General features: G+C 59.1%; 20 protein-coding genes. 9 read left to right on the plus strand and 11 right to left on the minus strand.

Going from position 1 to position 17,421, the window contains the following annotated elements; genetic code table 11:
* The first annotated feature begins 158 nt into the window (after positions 1-158).
* Both QCE73_RS00085 and QCE73_RS00090 read left to right on the plus strand, forming a co-directional pair.
* Positions 159-359: a hypothetical protein gene (locus QCE73_RS00085; RefSeq protein WP_309879328.1), complete on the plus strand. Its 201-nt coding sequence runs from the start codon at positions 159-161 to the stop codon at positions 357-359.
* 554 nt (positions 360-913) lie between these two features.
* Positions 914-1,636 carry a hypothetical protein gene (locus QCE73_RS00090; protein ID WP_309879329.1) on the plus strand — a complete coding sequence of 241 codons (723 nt, stop codon included), beginning with the start codon at positions 914-916 and terminating at the stop codon, positions 1,634-1,636.
* Between the two features lie 10 nt (positions 1,637-1,646).
* Here the strand turns inward: QCE73_RS00090 and QCE73_RS00095 are convergent, their stop codons facing one another.
* Complete coding sequence (locus tag QCE73_RS00095; protein ID WP_309879330.1) at positions 1,647-1,820, minus strand: hypothetical protein; 174 nt, start codon at positions 1,818-1,820, stop codon at positions 1,647-1,649.
* 670 nt (positions 1,821-2,490) lie between these two features.
* Here QCE73_RS00095 and QCE73_RS00100 point away from each other — a divergent pair.
* Complete coding sequence (locus tag QCE73_RS00100) at positions 2,491-2,943, plus strand: hypothetical protein (protein ID WP_309879331.1); 453 nt, start codon at positions 2,491-2,493, stop codon at positions 2,941-2,943.
* Positions 2,944-3,109: 166 nt separating this feature from the next.
* Here QCE73_RS00100 and QCE73_RS00105 read toward each other — a convergent pair whose 3' ends face one another.
* From QCE73_RS00105 to QCE73_RS00115, 3 genes are all read right to left on the minus strand, one after another.
* Positions 3,110-3,691, minus strand: a complete 582-nt coding sequence (locus QCE73_RS00105) for a hypothetical protein (RefSeq protein ID WP_309879332.1) — start codon at positions 3,689-3,691, stop codon at positions 3,110-3,112.
* A 708-nt stretch (positions 3,692-4,399) separates the two neighbouring features.
* Positions 4,400-4,540 (minus strand): hypothetical protein, encoded by a 141-nt coding sequence (locus QCE73_RS00110; RefSeq protein ID WP_309879333.1) that lies wholly within the window; start codon positions 4,538-4,540, stop codon positions 4,400-4,402.
* A complete protein-coding gene (locus tag QCE73_RS00115) occupies positions 4,537-5,367 on the minus strand; it encodes a hypothetical protein (protein WP_309879334.1) in 831 nt (276 codons plus the stop codon). The genes QCE73_RS00110 and QCE73_RS00115 overlap by 4 nt, the downstream gene beginning before the upstream one ends.
* Before the next feature lie 2,045 nt (positions 5,368-7,412).
* On the opposite strand from QCE73_RS00115, the gene QCE73_RS39370 reads away from it, so the two are divergent.
* Together QCE73_RS39370 and QCE73_RS00125 are read left to right on the plus strand one after the other, a co-directional pair.
* Complete coding sequence (locus tag QCE73_RS39370) at positions 7,413-7,598, plus strand: helix-turn-helix transcriptional regulator (protein ID WP_404989755.1); 186 nt, start codon at positions 7,413-7,415, stop codon at positions 7,596-7,598.
* A gap of 429 nt (positions 7,599-8,027) precedes the next feature.
* The gene (locus QCE73_RS00125; RefSeq protein ID WP_309879335.1) at positions 8,028-8,435 is read left to right on the plus strand and encodes a VOC family protein; all 408 of its coding nucleotides are present in this window, start codon (positions 8,028-8,030) and stop codon (positions 8,433-8,435) included.
* A gap of 10 nt (positions 8,436-8,445) precedes the next feature.
* On the opposite strand, the gene QCE73_RS00130 is transcribed toward QCE73_RS00125, so the two are convergent.
* Both QCE73_RS00130 and sap1 read right to left on the minus strand, forming a co-directional pair.
* Entirely contained in the window at positions 8,446-8,997 is a 552-nt protein-coding gene (locus QCE73_RS00130; RefSeq protein WP_309879336.1) for a YaeQ family protein, read from the minus strand.
* A 252-nt stretch (positions 8,998-9,249) separates the two neighbouring features.
* Positions 9,250-9,594 (minus strand): surface attachment protein Sap1, encoded by a 345-nt coding sequence (sap1, locus tag QCE73_RS00135; RefSeq protein WP_035508792.1) that lies wholly within the window; start codon positions 9,592-9,594, stop codon positions 9,250-9,252.
* Positions 9,595-9,993: 399 nt separating this feature from the next.
* Between sap1 and QCE73_RS00140 the strand changes: the two genes are divergently transcribed.
* The 4 genes from QCE73_RS00140 (at position 9,994) to QCE73_RS00155 (ending at position 12,625) form a co-directional block, all read left to right on the plus strand.
* A complete protein-coding gene (locus QCE73_RS00140) occupies positions 9,994-10,620 on the plus strand; it encodes a LysE family translocator (protein WP_187608184.1) in 627 nt (208 codons plus the stop codon).
* Complete coding sequence (locus tag QCE73_RS00145) at positions 10,617-11,087, plus strand: SgcJ/EcaC family oxidoreductase (protein WP_309879338.1); 471 nt, start codon at positions 10,617-10,619, stop codon at positions 11,085-11,087. Before QCE73_RS00140 ends, QCE73_RS00145 begins: the two co-directional genes overlap by 4 nt.
* 331 nt (positions 11,088-11,418) lie before the next feature.
* Complete coding sequence (locus QCE73_RS00150; RefSeq protein ID WP_309879339.1) at positions 11,419-12,195, plus strand: hypothetical protein; 777 nt, start codon at positions 11,419-11,421, stop codon at positions 12,193-12,195.
* Between the two features lie 13 nt (positions 12,196-12,208).
* Positions 12,209-12,625 (plus strand): DUF4279 domain-containing protein, encoded by a 417-nt coding sequence (locus QCE73_RS00155; RefSeq protein ID WP_309879340.1) that lies wholly within the window; start codon positions 12,209-12,211, stop codon positions 12,623-12,625.
* 167 nt (positions 12,626-12,792) lie between these two features.
* On the opposite strand, the gene QCE73_RS00160 is transcribed toward QCE73_RS00155, so the two are convergent.
* The 5 genes from QCE73_RS00160 to QCE73_RS00180 all read right to left on the minus strand — a co-directional run bounded on the left by QCE73_RS00160 (position 12,793) and on the right by QCE73_RS00180 (position 17,417).
* A complete protein-coding gene (locus QCE73_RS00160; RefSeq protein WP_309879341.1) occupies positions 12,793-13,299 on the minus strand; it encodes a hypothetical protein in 507 nt (168 codons plus the stop codon).
* Positions 13,300-13,372: 73 nt separating this feature from the next.
* Positions 13,373-13,576, minus strand: coding sequence for a hypothetical protein (locus QCE73_RS00165; protein WP_309879342.1), 204 nt, complete (start codon positions 13,574-13,576; stop codon positions 13,373-13,375).
* Positions 13,577-13,956: 380 nt separating this feature from the next.
* The gene (locus QCE73_RS00170) at positions 13,957-14,421 is read right to left on the minus strand and encodes a hypothetical protein (RefSeq protein ID WP_309879343.1); all 465 of its coding nucleotides are present in this window, start codon (positions 14,419-14,421) and stop codon (positions 13,957-13,959) included.
* Between the two features lie 407 nt (positions 14,422-14,828).
* Entirely contained in the window at positions 14,829-15,200 is a 372-nt protein-coding gene (locus QCE73_RS00175) for a hypothetical protein (RefSeq protein WP_309879344.1), read from the minus strand.
* A gap of 120 nt (positions 15,201-15,320) precedes the next feature.
* On the minus strand, positions 15,321-17,417 hold the full coding sequence (locus QCE73_RS00180; RefSeq protein ID WP_309879345.1) for a phage tail tip lysozyme: 2,097 nt from the start codon (positions 17,415-17,417) through the stop codon (positions 15,321-15,323).
* Positions 17,418-17,421: the final 4 nt, after the last annotated feature.

The following is a 17,421-nucleotide window of genomic DNA, read 5'->3' on the forward strand; positions in this document are numbered from 1 at the left end:
CTACAATGGGCCTGTGGAGGGCGATAGGAAGGGGGTGACAGCGGCAGGGCTACACCTTGCTATTGCTGGGCTCGCGCAGGCGGGCCAATGCGAGAACTTCGACGCGCGGGCAAGCGCCTGCGAGAACTACGCGAAAACGGGCGACCCTCTACTACCGCATGGCGCTGCAGGGCAGGCGGCCCAAGCTGCACGATCCAGCGTGGTCGGAAGGGATGCGTCAGCACATCGAGGACGAAATCTACTCGAACACGGCGGCCTATGATCGGGAGAAGGCGGCGCGCTGGGCGATCTCGTATTGCCTGGACCACATCGACGCGGCGATCCACCAGGCACAGCGCGACGGCGAGCTGCCGCAGTAAGAGACGCACGCGGAGCGCCAGTCAGTGAAGAGGCACCTGCGCGCTCGCGAAGTTCACGATGGCGGAGAGCCTTAGAGGCGCCGGAATGGGATGACGGTTGTAGGTGAACGAAAATAACTCACCAAGCTAGGAAGTCTTCGAAGCAAATGAACAACGCAAGTGCGTGAAAAAAAATTCGAAAGGGTTTAGGATGATTTCAGGCGATCAACTTCTCGCCTAAAAGCAAAAGGGAGTGGTTTTCGCCACTCCCTTTCCCCAGGAAACACTCGCTCCGACCTCTCACAGTAAGGCGGGTGCCCCTGTTCGCCAAAAGCCCGGAGGACCTTGTGGCTACAGCACTGCAACTTGCGGCGGCAATCCTGCTCGCCGCGCATTACGTATGTCTTGCCTGTGCGTCAATCGTCGATCTATTTGCCTTTCTCTTCAGGTGAAGCTCGACGACACCGACGGCGCAATGTGATGATGATTTCGTCACTGTTGCGCTTAGCCTAACACAGTCAATTTGCGGAGGTAAATAGCGGCCCGTGATTCGGGCCGCTATCGTTCGAGGCGATATGGAACAAACGACCTACCAGATAACCCAAGCGGCCGCTCTGGCTTGCTCGCACCTTCCTCTGCCACCGGGCGGGTTTGAACTTCCAGCATTTCTGGAAAAGTGGCAGGATCTAAGTGGCGCGGTCATTGGTGGTTTGATGGGCGTGGTCGGTGCTCTCGTTGTCGCTGGCAACAGCGTCAGGCGAGAACAACGGATCGGCGCGCGATTGATTTTGGTCGACCTCGCGATCCTCGAGGCGTCGAATCAGCGATTCGCGCCGCTGCGCAACAACGAACAGGCTTTATGCGAAAGGCTCATCGCTGAACTGCCTGACGTGTCGAGCCTCGATGGGCCGCTGATAGGGCAAATCACCGATGTAAGCGAGCGTTTGGCCGCTCATTTGCACCTGTGTCAGACTCAATTTCGGGCGTTCAAAAAGGAATTGGATAAATTCGCTGCCCTGCAGAACTCGGTTGAGCGCAGGGGTGCACATGCGTTCCAGATTATGAGGACGAGCGTCAGAGTAAAGGAGCTGTGGGACTTGGTCTGCGAGCATGCGACATTGTCGGCCTATTACATCGACCGGTTTTTGTTCCGTAAGTGGCCGCGTTGGGCTTTTCGACTTTGTATGACGATCACGCCAAATGATTTCGATCAGCGCTCGAGGCACGTCCTCAAGAAAGGCAAAATCCTGAAACCTCCAAAGAAGGGCGCAGATGAAGGGGCGCGCCAGCGCCCCTAGCGCCGCCGGCCTATTCGTCCGCCAGGACGAAGAAGCCGTTTTTCTCGCTGAGATAGATGGGTGATCCATCCCCGCCTTCCAGCTTGGCGATTTCCCCCTCTGAAAGATCGAGCATCTGCTCGCCACCTTGCTCGTAGAACTGGTCCTCTGTCTCGTAGAACTGCTGGACTTTGCGCTCTGCCATTCGCCCTCCCCTTGTGGAATCTCGATCTTACGCTGCCCCCGCTCGGCCCTCTAAGGATCGACTTTTCCGCGGGCGCCAGGCTATATAAGGATCGGATCCGTCCGTGGAAAAAATTAGGCTTGAGGCCCCGACACTGAGACGTCTAGTTCTAAGACCACCATGGTGTGTGGCCGAGGTCTGTCTACAAGCGTTTCGTCGATCGCGAAGCCGTGCGTTGTCGCCTGAGTGAAACCATCTAAATAACTGTCTATTTATTTAATTTAAAAAATCGTATCTGCATGGCCCCGTTCCTCCCTTCGCTAGTCTTCTGAAGCTCTAGCTTGTTCAAGCTGTCCATTGCACGAGGCACGCTCTAATATGGCGTATCGTTGGGGATGTCTTTGTGCCTCGCAGATCCACTCGGTCGTGACTTAGGTCTTTCAAACCGTCAACGGTGCGGTGAGGCGCTCTCAGTCGAATTCGGCGCTGCTGCAGACTAGGAAATCACGTTCGGCCGGACGGTGCGCGTGGAATTGCCGGCCCTTGAAGCAGCCTCTCCGCGGGCAAGTTTCAGGGCGACCAAGGCAAGGCTCGCATTGCCGCTGCCGCAGACGTGCGTGCCGCGCCTGGTCGAGCACTGGTAGAAACGACCCCGAGAAATGCGTGCTTCACACCCTCCCCGGAGGCACCCATGCTTGCTTGGATTTCGACACTGCGGTCGGACTTAGAGCCGTATTGGGAGGTCATCGTTGCGGCCGCTGTTCCGATCGCGGCTGTTGTAGGCTTTCTCGTCAATTGGGGCTCGTTAAAGAAGGTCAGGCTCGAGAACCGAAAGCTTCTAAACGAATTGGCTAAACATCCGATGACGCTTGAGAAGCTGCAGATGGAAGTCGAGGCTCTTCGGGAAGAAAGAGGTGCGAAATCTCTCCTCGTCAAGCCGGCTACTTGGGAGGAAATGATTGAGGCTCAAAAGTTAGCTGACGAGGCGAACCGGCACGATACCGAATACGCGCGTGTTCACCGTGATCCGTCCCCGCGGATGGAACGCATACGCCCCTCGATTTTACTGCTGATCCTTTTTCTACTCATTGTTGGATTCGGCATTTACCAGGTCGCTGGTTTGGTCAATGCATTATTCCCCTAGGATCACATGCAACTAATGGTCTGTCGCCGACCCCATTATCCACAAAAACCGTGGATAAGCCTGTGGAGCCGTATGTATGAAGGCGACTCACCGAGAGTGGAAGCTCGACTCACACCCAGAGCACAAGGGCTTTCACTGGCGCGCATGGGTCGAAGTTGAGCGTGGCTCATGGGAGGATGAGGATTAAGGGCGGATCGCCCACTTTTTCGACATCGGTTACTACGACGCTCAGGCAGCCGCCTATCAGCGCGGCCTCGGCTGGCCGAGGGCGTGGCTCGACAGCAACTAATGAGGTGCGACGATGAACCTGCAATGCTTGGCATGTCAAAAAGTCTTCCTGCTTCCCGACGATCGGGAAAAGAAGTGTCCGTCTTGTCAATCGGGACAGGTCCAACTGCTGTCCAACGAGCTCTTGGAAAAGGCGCACAAGGCGGGTGCAATTTATAACATCGACTTGCGCACTGGCGGTCGCGCGAAAAAGCGACGCTGAGGGGAGATTTACGACAGTCAAAATCGAACTGGCGTTGCCCGATGAGGTCCACACGAGCCTGGTCTTGGTGGCGCAGCCTTGCAGTGTCGCAAGAAGCAGAACGCGGGGGCGACGACGCACGGCCCGCTCGACGTGAAGGCGCCGCTCACGATGACCCAAGGCCGTTAACAGCGCCGCTGCCGCAGCCGCCAGGCCGCGGAGGTGGGATGTGACTGATTTCCAAAAGCCCGGAAGTTCTTCTGCGTCGTCGTCGGCCATCGGATCGCGCCGGTAAAGTAGCCCTTACAGCGAAGCAAATCGCGTCAGGAATGCCGGCAATAGTCGTGTGGCAATTACGAGTTGGTGCCGGCATTCAATCGCGGCAGCAAAAGACGGAAAAGAGGATGCGCAATTGTGAATGAGGCACATGCGGCGACAGTTCGTATTCAAAAAACTGTATCGCAATGGATTGTTCACGCTCTTTTCAAATCTAACAAGCAAATCGAAGACCGGGCAATCTAAGGCTCCGGCGGAGAGCGTTTGTGAATGCAATCTCCGTGTTGCCTGTTGAAACTCCTAACATATTGCGTGCGTTTGGAGGCAGCCCAGCGACCATTGTTCCTTCAAAGAGGCCTCGATTTTGAAGCTGAAATATGCAATGCACGTCCTGCATACTTAGCTGCGATTACCGGGCGAAGATCCGCGCATTGATCTCACAAACGAATGGTTAGACACGATCTATACCTGTTTCACGGCGATCTTCAATGTTTTGCGTTACGCCCTTGACGAAGGCATCGGGGCAGCAGGACCGTGGTCGCGATTAACTTAACGAGTGCACATTTCGAGTGCACATTTGTTCGATCCCAAGGCCGTCCAACCCAAGGGAAAGGAGAAATTTAAAAAGGGGCGGATAAGAGTAAAAGTGCTTATTATGTCAATCGAGCAGCAAAAACAACCCGCTGGCGGACGGGCTATTGAGCTACTACCTCAGTGGTGAATAACCGTCAGAACGGCCGTCGCCGCCGCGATGGCGATCGCGATCGTAGACGCAACAAGCGCCATACGGCGGCGCACCTGCGCGGCCGCGCTGCGCGTTGCACGCGGCTGTAATCCGCTGGTCGTAGTCATGGATGGAGCCTCCCATGAATGTTAACAAATAGATATGCAGAAGCCAGAGTGACTATTATAGACCCGATCATCAGGTCGCTATCCGACTCTCCAGCATCTACCGTTTCGGAGGTAACAGCACCTCCAGCGGCAATAAACATGCCGAGTAGGATCATAACGTAGGCAAAGGCCTCGACCCAGCCGGCCCATTCAAAGTAGTGGTCCTCACGCCTTAAAAAGTCATGCAGTTCGTATAGCGCCAGGATGCAATAGGTTACCGATATCCAACACAGCTGTCCGTCCTTGATTGTGGTCATCGGACTAAGTCTTGCCCTCTGTGCGTCGGTCAGCGGAAATCCGGCAACCAGAAGCAATCCGCCGATTGGCACCACAATGGGGGCCACGACGTTCACCAGGAACCAGCCCAGCTCGAAGTCGAGCGGTTTGTCCATCCTCACCCCCATATGAAGATCGCGCACGAAATTTACAGCCTCGACCTGCATATCGATCACGCCATGCGGTCGTAGAGCTGCTGTAACTCGGCGAAGCTGCGGCACATTGTGAGAGCTCCCCCACGCTGTCCTCCAGTCCGAACAACCGCGCGGCCTGGCCCGTCTCGTGGTATCCCAGAACACATAGTCTAATCGCAGGTGAGCCGCCTGCGCACGCACGATGTCACGGGCGAAGTCAGATGCGGGCACACGCAGCGCTTCTTTCCGCCCGAGGATGACCGCGTGGTCGAGCGTGCCGTGGGTGTCGAGTGTGCATAGCATCGCTTGTTTGCGGGTATTCGGTAGCGGCTCGAGCTGCGTGCGCAGCTCGCCGAGTGTGAACCCACTATCGGTCAATGCATTGCTCCAGACCCCTTGCGTGAGCCAGTCTTGGCCATTCCGTCAAGTCGCGGGCCAGGGTTTGCCTGTCCTAGCGATGCCTGTCAGTTATTGTGAAGAGAGGGGTGGCCGCGAGACGATCAGTCTCGGTTCCGCGGGAAGTTTGAAGACGTTGTTTTCAATGACCGAGAGCATAACGTGATGGAAAATATGGTAAAAACTACGTTGTTAGATTGGTTCATTGCGCGGCTCCAATCGTGAGCGGGGCACGAACAGGGTAGGCGAGCACTGCTACGAGATCATGCGGTCTCACTGAGCGACATCAGATTCGGTGTCCACATACTGCGAGAGCGTGTCGTTGTTCAGGTTCAGAAGGGCCGCGCAACGTAATTAACCGCGACGTCCAGTCGCTATGGCAGGTCGCCCTGGACACACTCGCTCGTCAGTCGTGGGCGCGGCACCACTACGAGTGCTGGTTCGAAGGGGGAAACAGGCGCGTTCATGCTGCTTCTTTCTAAGCACGTGCCGCCGTCCTCTGCGACTTGGGGTCGCTGGGCCGCGCGCAGGGACGGATCGCCGCGCGTTTGGCGCAAAACTGCCGATTACAAGGAGATCCTCAGCGGTGGTTCTCGCCGGTGAGACCTCTCGAAGTCATCGCAAAACGACCCGACACTCAAAAAAAACGATGGCCTCGATCGACATTCGAATCGATGCACACGGTTAATGAACCAAATTTCTTCGCTCTCGAGTCGAAGCTGCGTCCAATATTTTAATCCAACAACAGGGCCGCGATAGTTTGCTGACGCGTCTAATGCATGACGCGTGTATGAAAAATTGCATAGACAATCGGAATCGATGCACTAATCAACCACAAGACGTTGATGTATCTGCGCATAAATCTTTCGCCCGGTCTTTCCTTTGCAAGCCGCTTCGCTCTTGCCTTGCGCAATTCTCGAAAACACATTTTAGTATCTACCTCCTGAATGTTCGGCGGTGTATGAGATTTTTACGCGAAACCCCATCTCGAATCAAGCAAGTCACCGCTTACTGATCACCGATCTTTTGCGCTACTTTGATTTCAAGATTCCTCGTGAATCTATCTCAAAAGAAATGCGACTCCCGCGGTTGTCCTGAGTCGCTTTGCAGCAAGAAAATTAGCTTGTGCGGACTTCTTCACATGGCGCGCCATTCCGCGTTCCGTCGAGCATGCTACGAAGCCTCTTGCCTGGGGACGGTTGCGGTATTGCATGCCTAGATTGCACCCGGCGACGGCAAAGTCACTCGCGCACCGTTCGTGCTGCATGCAGCGCGCGCGAAAACCGCCAATGTTCACCTCGGGAGCGCTCCGACGCGGCGAAGGTAGCGGATGTAGCCGGCTCCTTTCTTTCGCTCACTTGCCGCAACAGTGCCGCAATCGGGCTTTGGCAATGGCTTTGGCCGCGTCTGTTTAATAAATCGCCAGACATGGGCGACTTGGTGCAAACGCGTCAACGCGAGACGCCCAACACATTATCGCGCCGACGGTTCGGGAGTAACGAGCGGCATCGGTGAACCTGTTCATTTTGGACTAGGGTTGTGTATATCCTTGCACTGGCTCGCTGTTTGTTCCGCGTCGATAACTGAGTCAAGGCGCCTAAGCGCTCTTGTAATCTTTGAAAGGAGGGGATGTGCGCGCACAAAAATCAAGCCAAGCGGACCACAATCCTGCATCGGTGCGAGCTGATACACCGAATCAACGATCCCGCTATCCGCGGGCTATCGATGCACGCGTGGTGGAGCTGTTGACGCCTGCTGCCGTAGCGTATTGGCCTGTCGCTGCCAGGCAGTTATGCGACGCTGACGTATTGGATGCAATGGACGCTTGCGCGTTAGCATCATATTGCGAAGCGTTCGCTCGATGGTGCGCTGCCGGGGAGCAGGTTGCGCAAATGCTGATCGAATTTGGTGTCCGGTCGGGTAGGCGGACACGGGAGCAAGCTGACGCGCCCCAAGCTGTGGTGCAATCCGCCATGGTTGCTGCTGAACAAAGGGCTGAGCTAGGGCGACGCGCGCCTTACGCGATCATGCGTCGCCCAGAGGTCGAGCGCGAAATCGGTCTCTCCCGAGCGACCATTTACAGCCGCATGAAGGCCGGAACTTTTCCCGCTGCAGTGAGGCTCGGCGCGCGGTCGGTCGGATGGCGCGTCGCCGATATTGAAGCGTTTCTGGCGTCTCCGTCGGGCTACAAAGCAACTACCGGTGGCACCTGACGGCCGCCAACCGATGAAGTGCCCAGCTGTTTGTGGAGGGTGTGCGGAATGGCCGCCGCAATCCCGCCGTGCTACGTCGAGGCAGGCTGATCGCGGTCGCGTGCGGCATCTCATCTGATGCATGACGCCGAGGCGGGTCGGTTGCGGACAGGCGGCAATTACCGGTATAAGGTATCACATTCAGGTGTCCCGTTTCATTGGCTAAACTAGCCCCAAGCAAGACCGACAGCCGTCTGGATAGGTTGGTAGCTCAGCTGGGAGAGCGTCGCGTTCGCAATGCGAAGGTCGGGAGTTCGATCCTCCTCCTCTCCACCACGAATTCAAAGGGCTTGGCTCAAACGCCAAGCCCTTTTTTCATTCCCCCGCCCACCAGCCTATTCTCACCATCGCGCTAAACTGAACCTCACATCGACTGTGAGAGAGAGCGACATGCACATCCACATACGCGAAATCGATCACGTCGTGATCCGCTGCGCCGATCTCGACAACATGATGAACTTCTATCGCACGGTGCTGGGATGTCCGGTCGAGAAAGAACAGCGCGATCTCGGCCTCGTGCAGATGCGCGCGGGCCGTTCGCTGATCGATTTGCTCGCGGTCGGCGCGAAGATCGATCGGCCCGAGAGCGGCCAGCCGGGCGCGGGCCGCAACATGGATCACCTTTGTGTGCGCGTCGAGCCATTCGATGCGGATACGTTGCGCGCGCATCTGCAAAAGCACGGTGCGCGCATCGGGGAAGAGGCGCGTCGCTACGGCGCCGACGGCTTCGGTCCGTCGCTCTATCTGTTCGATCCCGAGGGCAACATGGTCGAACTCAAAGGGCCGCCCGAAGCCTGAACGCCAGCCATCAAGCCGCCCCCGCCTTGAGCACGTTCCAGCGAATCGCGACGGCATCGACGGTCTCGCTGCTCAGCGACACGTCCGCGTCCTGCACCATCAGCTGCAAACGCATTGTCCGTTCGGCCAGCTTGCCAAGCGCTTCGGCGACGCCATCAGCGAGCGACCACACCGTCACGTTTTGCAGTCGCTCGACCTTGCCCTTCACGCCGTTCCACCAGATGTCCGCGGTCCTGCCGGCATAAGCGATGACGATCACGCGATCCGAGCGCCCGCTCGCCTTCGAGATGCGTCGCTCGTCGGGCTGACCGACTTCGATCCAGGTCTGAATCTGGCCGGTGAGATCTTTCTGCCACAGGTCGGGCTCGTCGGTATCGGAGAGGCCCTTGCAGAATTCAAGTCGCTCGTCGGCGAACAGCCCGAACGCGGCAACCCGAACCATCATGCGGTCGTCGGTCTCCGACGGATGGCGTGCAATGGTCAGGGAATGATCGCCGTAGTAGTGGCGGTCCATGTCGGCGACTTGAAGGTCGGCCTTGTAGATCGTGGATTTGAGAGCCATTCAGCGTGATGCGCCGGTGCGTAGGACGGCGGAGAAGGTATGTCGAGGCGCGGCGGTGGATTGCGCGCGAAACCGACATTGTGCGGCGAATCGGCGGAAATGTGGAAGGCAGCGAGAGACGCGCGCTCGAAAGCGCGGAGGAGAAAACCGCATCCGATTCGCTCCGACGATTATTTCGCCGATAAATCGAAGCGCCGGCGCGATTCAGAAAATCGCGCCGGATTGCGGACTTGAATTAGACGCTAAAACCGCTTATTGGTCGATGAATCGATCCGCGGTCCACATGCCTTGCGTGTCGCTATTGGCGGCGTTGACGAATTCGACGTCATGGCCCACCACGCGAATCACGCGAAAATGCGAATCGACCGGAGTCGAAATGCATTCGAAGCCTTCGAAAAACTGCTGCATCTGTTGATGCTCGCCAGCTTTCGCGTGCTGATCGGCCGAATCGAACTTGTCCTTGGACAAGCAGCCATACGAATTAGGCCTGAAAGTGAATGTCTGCTGAGCCTGAATGACGCTGTCCTGGGCCTGCGCCGTGGAAACGACTGCAAACAAACCCATCATCGCGAAAAGAGTGCCGACGCGTTTCTGCATGTATAGCCTCCCAAACGAAGCCGTTTCGAAATTAGCTATGTATTTAAAAGCGGAAGACCGCAAGACTCATGCTAGATGAGTAAGGCAAACTTGCAAGCATATGTTGTGTGCGACCGCAACACGACAGACTGTCGCAGGCTTTTCAAGCAAATCTGGCAAACCGCGGATTAATTGAAAATCATCGAAATGCCGCTATGAGCGGAACGAAAGGCCGCATATATGCGAGCGAAAGTGCGGCAATTTGCCTCGCCTGCGTTTTGGTGCACCGCATTAGGCGATATCGAGGTGCATCCAACAGTTCGCGAGCGGAGACGCCATGGCGTCAAGCTGGCTGACCGGCCTATTGCAACTGCTCCGGGTTCATGGATAAATCCACCCATCGAACTCAGGAGAACGCGCATGACCCTTGCTCAATGGCTGCCGTTTGCGATAGCGTCGGCGATTCTTGTCGCGATTCCAGGCCCGACCGTGCTGCTCGTCGTGTCCTACGCGCTTGGCCACGGCCGCAAATATGCATTCGCGACGACCATCGGTGTCGCGCTCGGCGACCTTACCGCGATGACGGCGTCGATGCTCGGCCTCGGCGTGTTGCTGGCGGCATCCGCTGAACTGTTCATGGTGGTGAAGTGGATCGGCGCGGCGTATCTCGTCTACCTCGGCATCAAGTTGTGGAGCGCGCCGGTCGTCGATACGGACGCCGTGCAGCCCACCGGCGAACTTCGCACGAGCCGCATCATGGCGCACGCCTACGCTGTCACGACGCTGAATCCCAAGAGCATCATTTTCTTCGTCGCGTTCGTGCCGCAATTCGTCGATGCGCACACAGCGAGCGTCTCGCAGATCGCGATTCTCGAAGCGACCTTCGTCGGGCTCGCGGCGGCCAACGCGTTCGCTTACGCGCTGCTCGCGTCGGGCGCGCGCAAGGCGATTCGCAAGCCTTCCGTGCAACGGGCCGTGAACCGAACGGGCGGCGCGCTGCTGATGGGCGCCGGTGTTTTCGCGGCGGCGTGGAAGAAGGCGACATGAGCCAGCCTGACGATTGGACCGCGAGTGCGCGGCGCGTGTACGCCGGTCTGCTCGATGACTGGAACAGGCAGGACGCGGCCGCGATGGCGGCGCGTTTCACCGAGCGCGGCAGCCTGGTCGGCTTCGACGGCAGCGCGATCGATGGGCGTGCCGCCATCGAGACGCATCTTCGGCCGATCTTCGCGCAGCATCCGACACCGCGCTTCGTTGCGAAGGTGCGTGAGGTGAGATGCATGGCGAACGGGCAGACGCTGCTGCTGCGCGCCGTCGCGGGAATGTGGCCGCGCGGCGCGACGGAACTCGAACCGAGCCTGAGCGCGATTCAGACGATGGTCCTGTCGCTCTGCGATGACGTGTATCGGATCGAGATGTTTCAGAACACGCCGGCGGCGTTTCACGGGCGGCCGGAGGAGGCCGAGAAGCTCAACGCGGAATTGCGCGAAATCGGCAAACCGGAGGGCGCGTAGTCCGTCCGCGCTTACGATGCATAACCTTGCGAAACCGACCAACACCGTGCCTGGCGGACGTCGCATGAATTTCCTTTCGTTTTGTGTACTAACCTGTGTACTAAAAACGCGAAGTGTCTCTTCTTTCTGCGCGTATCGACCACGTTCGCATCGGCACGATGCGGGCGGCATGGCGCGCGCTTTCCGCGAGTACCAAAGGAATTCGGAGTGCTTCCTGCGGATACCCCTAACTTGCCCCTTTAAGCGAATGTGTCTTTCTGTGCGCGGGTAAACGCTCAACCGATTAGCCGTGCTACCAATACGCTCCCTCAGACACAGAGAGAGGCAGGAATTGATTCAAGAGATTCGGCTGGCGAACCGCTCGCTGACACTGCGTCGGCGGCGCGACGTCCATTTCACAAGCACGGCCGAAGAGCAGCGCGCCGAAAATGCGAGGCGAGAGTTTCTCGCTGGCTCGTTCGATTGGACGCGCGATCAGGCGCTGATGTCGAAGCTAAAAGAGCTGCTGAGCATTGACGAGGCCGACCCCTCGAATGTGCGATGGAAGGTGCAACGTGCCTTCGAGTTGGGTGATGTCGTGACGATTCCTGACCGACCGAGCAGCGGACTGCGTGGCGGGCGCGATGGTGATGCGCCAAGGCCGCGCTCGGCGACTTTCACACCGTCGCAGCTTTTCAAGGGCGCGCCACGCATAACGCGCACAGGCTCTTACTATGACCGCCCGGTCCAGCCACGACTTTTCGCGGACGATTGCATGGCGGCCTGGCTCGCCAAGCCCGGCGACTTGCTATCCGATGGCGGTGGCGAAACGATGCTGGACAGCTTCGGCGACTCAGGCGAGCGCGGCTCGATGCTCGGTGACGCTCGACCACTCGAATACGCGCCGGACGAACTTAGCGACGATTCGTTCGATATCGCGGCCAGCACGAACAATCCCAACTACGCAGCAAAGATGCTGGGATACGACCGCAACACGTTCGGCGACATGATCCACGCGATGAAGTACGACCTCGACTTGCGCGGTGACGATAATGTGATCTGGCATGACAACGGTGACATTGAATTCAAGAGAGGCATCATCGGCAACATGCACGATTACACGAACTGAAAGGCCCGCACTGGTGAATACACATCAACTTGCCCACGCTTCTTTTTTGATAGCGGGCGATACGCTCGTTCCTGAGTTCTGGACGTCATATCTCGGCGTGACGCCGGACACTACGATCGTCAAGGGCCAGCCGTTCACTACGCCGTCCGGTCGCCTGAGTAGCGTGCCGGGCCGCGTCGGCATATGGGGCATGAAGAGTAAAACGGCTGTACAGAGTGATGCCTTGGAGCCGCATCTGCGGTATCTGATCGCTCGACTGCGCTTTCCTGTTGCCGACCTTCGCGCGCAGCTCGAGCAACAGGAGGCACGCGCTCGCTTCTTCTGCTTCTGGAACAACTACGAGGGGAACCGCACACCTGAAGTACCGGAGGACATTCGACGGATGTGCGAAGCGATGGGCGTCGCAATCGAGATTGACGAATACCGATAGGCGGGGAGGGGAGCGCGGCGGCGCGTCGCCGGGCGCTCATCCCGATGCATTGCGTCCGGATACGTCAGGGCGGCACGACCGCCTTGCTCTTGTCGACGCGGCGACCACCTGACGACCCAGAGCCCCCAACCCTCCTGGCCGGTCAGGGTGCGGACTCGATGCGCTGCCTATCGTGATCGTTCCGCCGCAGCTCGCGCGAGTTGTCGGCGAGCCTCATCGTCTTGCGCCAGCTCGGCCTGGTAGCGTGCGGTCAGTCCAGAGACTTGCAACTGCAGATCGTGAACCGCTGCGAGCGCGGCGGTTGTCTCCTCGTCCGGCCGCGTGCGGTCGCTGTTAGGCAAGTCAGCGGCGGCGCCGTGTAACCGCGTCGCCTCCATTATGTCGGTCTGGATCTGGGTTTGCCATGCCGTCTCCGCGCCTGAGCGGCCGAGCCCGCGCGCGGCTAGAACTGCACTTCGTGACTTCCCTGCGCGTGCGAGCAGATCGAACAGCGCGATAGCTTCGTTCTGTACGGCGCTCGTCGCCTTGCGTAGTTCTAGTTGAAGTTCAAGCGCCTTGGTGCGATTGGCGCGCCGGTATGTGATAACGGAAAGGGCGAGGCTCGCAAGGCCCGTTACGGCGCCGATGCAACCCGTCACAACGGCAATGCCATCGCTCGAATCTGCTCCGCTCATAACCTTCTCCCCGAAGTGGTGGGAGCAGTAAGCATAGCGGGGCGACGGTGGCGCTGTCAGCGCGGCCAGCGGGTCACGCCTTTGGCGGCTCGATCAGCGCCGCCAGCGTGCGGATCTGTAGCGCCATGCCAAGGAACCGGGCGGCCCAGCCGGGTATGGGCGTGGTGCCCTTGATCCAGCGGCTGGGCGTGTTCTTGTCCACGTCCGCCATGCGGCAGAAGTCGGATTGTTTCCAGCCGAGCTGGGCGAGAGCGGTTTGAAATTCGTCGGGTGTCATGGTTCGGCGTGTGGGCGGCGCGGCCATTTCGGTGAGTGCGCCGAAATGGTGTCTCACGCGCGCGAGAGTGAAGAAGCGGTTATTGTATTGTCATTCTCTAAAAGCGGAAAGAAAGCACGATAACGTCCGCAATTTAACATAACGTCCAATTATCGAATGTCGACATGTGGACAAGTTTTCTCCGCTTTACGGGAGACGCCCGCCGCATAGGGCGCAGCGGGTGGGGCGGGTTTGCATTGTTTATGAGCAATCGCGCGGCGGCGAGTTATCCACATCGCCCGCGGAACCTTTCTGAACTGTGGGCGCGGGCGTGCCAACACCCCGGTTTCCGTGCGTACTTGTGTGCGTACTTGTGTGCGTACCTGAGTGCGTACCGCAGCCTATAAGCGCTCGCCGAGCAGGCGGCGCGCCATCGCGATGAACGCATCATTGCGTGCGCGCTCCACGCGGATTCGCTCATCCTCCAGCCGGGCACGCGTCGCGCTCGTCATGCGCTTGCCGGAAGCCAGGCGCGTTTCGATCTTGCCTTGCTTGCGCCACATGCGGTCGAGACGATCCTCGGATTGGCTCGGATAGGCAAGCCGAAAGCAGCGACGGCAGGCGACTTGCCGCGACAGGTACAGCAGCGCTACGCGCTGCCGACAGCACGGACATTCGAACCATGCCCGCCTGCCGCCGTAGGTGCAGGGCGTCTCCAGCAGGGCGATGCGCTGCTCGACGCCATCGCCGTTGATCACGTATTCGAGCGTGACGGCGCGCTCATGCGTGCGCACGTCGATGCTTGACGCCGGGTTGCCGTCCTCGTCCTTCCACTGCCAGCCATAGGAGCGGCCCGCGCTCAGCATGTTTTCCCGTTGCAGCCGCCGCACATCGATCGATCGGAGCTGCGACGTCTGCGGCTTCGTTCGCGGCCTGCCCGCATTCGCCCTCAATCCACCGCGCATTGCGCCTCCACAGAATACGAAATCATCAGCCGGAAAGACCGCGCCGGCGCGGATTTATGGTCCACCGAACGCGGCTCCGAGCCGTGTCCGGCGGGCCGTTTCAGCCCGGAGAAATGCGCGCTGTATTCGTCGTTTTCATTGCAGCTGTCAACCTCGGTTTCCCGTGGTAACCGCACTGGTAACCTGTGGTGGAAAGTGCGACCGGCAGCGCTCAAATATTCCGCGCCCCCGCCCTTTTTATAGACGGTAAAAACCCCGGTTTCCGTGGAAACAACACTGGAAACAGCCGCGTGGAAACACGGCCACTTTCACCAGATCGGGACAACCGGCGAACCTGGGCGCACCCTGAACATGATGTGCGCCGTTGTGCAGAGTATCTGGCCGACAATCGCCACTTGCTGCCCCGCATATTCGGCCAGCAGCCCATCGTCGTCGCCAATCTCCCGCGTGACATGCATCACGGACACGCGCTTGCCATCGCAAGGCGACAGCTCCGGCTTCATCAGATCGATTCGCGCATAAGGCCCGGACGAAAATTTGCCGTCATTCGTTCTCACGATCTTCCCAGCGAGCAGCATTTGCTTACCCTCGGGCATGGTCGCACTTTCGGCTCGGCCGGCATGGCCAGCGAACAGAAAGACGCTGGCGAGCAGCGACGCGGCAACACGTACAGCTTTCATTGCAAGGGACTCCCAAAAAAAAGCCGGCGCGGGATGCTCCGGCGCCGGCGATTATTGCTCGTGGACTCGTTACCTATTTCGCCCGCACAACCATTCTTCGCGTTGGCAGGCGAAATGCGCTTAACCCATGCTCTGAAGCGATCCCAGTTGAGCGCTTCGCTCGCGTATCCCGTCTTTGATGTCGGCTGCCACCTTCCTCCCGTTTCGCGCGTCGTCGGTTATCACGGTGATCTGGCCGATATGCGTCTCGGACTGATTGTTGATAACTGGGGCACCGTAGTTAGCTCGATTCGCTGCCGCGAGCATCGGCGCCATTGACGGACCATTCGCCGAACGGCTGGCGGACTGACCGGAGCCGCCGGCGGGCGAGGGAACCCCCGTTCTGAGTCCCGCCATGATCTGACGGGCGACGGCCGCGCGTTTTGCCCGCTCGTCCTTGGCGGGCCGCTCATACCGATGGGATACCGTGGCCGCTGCTTCTCCTTCCTCGCGCGTGTTCATCAGTTCCCGACCAGCGCGCCGCTCTAATGGGGAACCGTGGCGCAGCTCGTAATCAACAAAGGCGAGCTGCTCCGCGAGCGACGATCCGTGAATGTCCTTGCCGAACTGGCGTTTGAATTCTGCCTGTCGGTCGGGGTGCCATTGCGCGACGCCATACGCCAAACCGGAATCGCCTCTCGCTTTCGGATCCAGGCCGCTCTCAACGTGCAGATTGGCCACGATGCCCACCGCCTGCTCTTTCGTCCAGCCCTTGCTCATGAAGAAGTCGACCGCTCCCTTCTGGTCGCCGTTCGCCACTGAGCCGCCGCCCGCGTCCGGCGCGCTCACTTTGCTGTTGAAGAACTCGCCCAGGTCTTTCAACGTACAAACGAGGTCGACCGTCGCTTGCTGCTGCTTCTTGGTCGAATCCTCGATTGCCTTACTGGCGGCGCGTTGAGACTTCGCGGATTCCTTGATGTCATTCGCGGCCGTGAGTCGGCGTTGCGCATCCGCCGATAGCTTCGCGCCGCCGCCCGCCTTCACGCTGTCGAGCTCGTCCTGCGTGTATCCGCTCGTCGCTTTCAGGGCGTTGCGATGGGTGCCTGTGAAGTAGTCGCGCAGCGACCACCGATCGCCGCCCGTCACTTTACGGACGTACTTGTCGTAGTACGGGCGGATGACACTGCCAAGCGTAAATCCGCCCGCGGCGGCCGCTACTATCGGCGCCGCACGGCCACCGCCCGCAGCCGCGGCGCCGCCCGTCAGCGCGCGTATCGCCGCCCCGGTGGCAGCCGCGCCGCCCGCCGAAACAGCCACCGCGCCGCCTATGCCGATCTTGCCGGCCGCGCCGGGATTGGCTGCAATCCACTTGCTGAAGCCGTCCAGCAGCGTATTCACTTCCTTCAGGGCCGGCGTCAGATCGGTGGCAATCGTGGTGCCGATTTCGCTCAGGGTGTTTTCGAACTGTCGCCACACTTGAGCCGCCTCCGCGGCTTTCTGCGTGTTCTCTTCGGTGGCTTTCGATAGCGCGTACTCGTCGTCATAGAGCTGTTGCACGCCGGTCGAGCCCTGCTGAAGCAGGCGGATCATGCTGTCATCCAGACCAAGCCACCGGCTGAGATTGGTGTGTGAATCCGTCGCGCTCACCTTGGCCTGAGACTGTGCAATCTGCCGCATGATCTTGAGAACATTCCCTGCCTTAAGGTCGGCCGCATCCACGCCAAACATGTTCGTCAGCGTGCCCGCGAATTGGCGGTCCTGCATATCGGCCCGGCCTTGCTCCCAATCCGCTTTGAACCGCGCGACGCGCGCAGCGAACTTGTCGAAATCCGCGTCAGCGCCGCCGAGCTTGCGCACGGCGAGGTGCCACGCGTCGAGCTCGCGCACGGGCAAGCCGAGATTGCGGGCCGTGTAGCCGAGTTGTTCCAAGCCGCCGATCGTCTTGCTGACGAAAGCGCCGAGTCCCGTCGCGCCGAGCATTCCGGCCGTCATGCCCATGAGTTCGAGACGAACTTTCGAGAAGGACTCGCCGAGTTTCTTCGCCGACTCCTGGGTCTTTGCCATGCTCGCAACCTGCTGCGCGGATGCCCTTTTTGTCGCATCCGCGCCCGCTTTAGCGGCGGTCGCTTGTGTCTTGGCGAGTTTTTCGCCTGTGCTGTTGGCTTCGTCGGCACCGCGCTTATAGTCGCTTGGGTCAAGGCCCAATGTGACGATCAAACTATCGATGATGGTGGGCATTCGT

Source organism: Caballeronia sp. LZ029 (assembly GCF_031451275.1).
Classification (GTDB): Bacteria; Pseudomonadota; Gammaproteobacteria; order Burkholderiales; family Burkholderiaceae; genus Caballeronia; species Caballeronia jiangsuensis.

Excerpts from the sequence above, each read along its gene's own strand:
- QCE73_RS00140 (WP_187608184.1), top strand. The coding sequence starts at position 9,994 with ATGACCCTTGCTCAATGGCTGCCGTTTGCGATAGCGTCGGCGATTCTT.
- QCE73_RS00105 (WP_309879332.1), bottom strand. The coding sequence starts at position 3,691 with ATGGCCGACGACGACGCAGAAGAACTTCCGGGCTTTTGGAAATCAGTC.
- QCE73_RS00125 (WP_309879335.1), top strand. The coding sequence starts at position 8,028 with ATGCACATCCACATACGCGAAATCGATCACGTCGTGATCCGCTGCGCC.
- sap1 (WP_035508792.1), bottom strand. The coding sequence starts at position 9,594 with ATGCAGAAACGCGTCGGCACTCTTTTCGCGATGATGGGTTTGTTTGCA.
- QCE73_RS00130 (WP_309879336.1), bottom strand. The coding sequence starts at position 8,997 with ATGGCTCTCAAATCCACGATCTACAAGGCCGACCTTCAAGTCGCCGAC.
- QCE73_RS39370 (WP_404989755.1), top strand. The coding sequence starts at position 7,413 with ATGCGTCGCCCAGAGGTCGAGCGCGAAATCGGTCTCTCCCGAGCGACC.
- QCE73_RS00160 (WP_309879341.1), bottom strand. The coding sequence starts at position 13,299 with ATGAGCGGAGCAGATTCGAGCGATGGCATTGCCGTTGTGACGGGTTGC.
- QCE73_RS00085 (WP_309879328.1), top strand. The coding sequence starts at position 159 with ATGGCGCTGCAGGGCAGGCGGCCCAAGCTGCACGATCCAGCGTGGTCG.
- QCE73_RS00175 (WP_309879344.1), bottom strand. The coding sequence starts at position 15,200 with ATGAAAGCTGTACGTGTTGCCGCGTCGCTGCTCGCCAGCGTCTTTCTG.
- QCE73_RS00095 (WP_309879330.1), bottom strand. The coding sequence starts at position 1,820 with ATGGCAGAGCGCAAAGTCCAGCAGTTCTACGAGACAGAGGACCAGTTC.
- QCE73_RS00100 (WP_309879331.1), top strand. The coding sequence starts at position 2,491 with ATGCTTGCTTGGATTTCGACACTGCGGTCGGACTTAGAGCCGTATTGG.
- QCE73_RS00170 (WP_309879343.1), bottom strand. The coding sequence starts at position 14,421 with ATGCTGAGCGCGGGCCGCTCCTATGGCTGGCAGTGGAAGGACGAGGAC.
- QCE73_RS00145 (WP_309879338.1), top strand. The coding sequence starts at position 10,617 with ATGAGCCAGCCTGACGATTGGACCGCGAGTGCGCGGCGCGTGTACGCC.
- QCE73_RS00180 (WP_309879345.1), bottom strand. The coding sequence starts at position 17,417 with ATGCCCACCATCATCGATAGTTTGATCGTCACATTGGGCCTTGACCCA.
- QCE73_RS00090 (WP_309879329.1), top strand. The coding sequence starts at position 914 with ATGGAACAAACGACCTACCAGATAACCCAAGCGGCCGCTCTGGCTTGC.
- QCE73_RS00165 (WP_309879342.1), bottom strand. The coding sequence starts at position 13,576 with ATGACACCCGACGAATTTCAAACCGCTCTCGCCCAGCTCGGCTGGAAA.
- QCE73_RS00110 (WP_309879333.1), bottom strand. The coding sequence starts at position 4,540 with ATGACTACGACCAGCGGATTACAGCCGCGTGCAACGCGCAGCGCGGCC.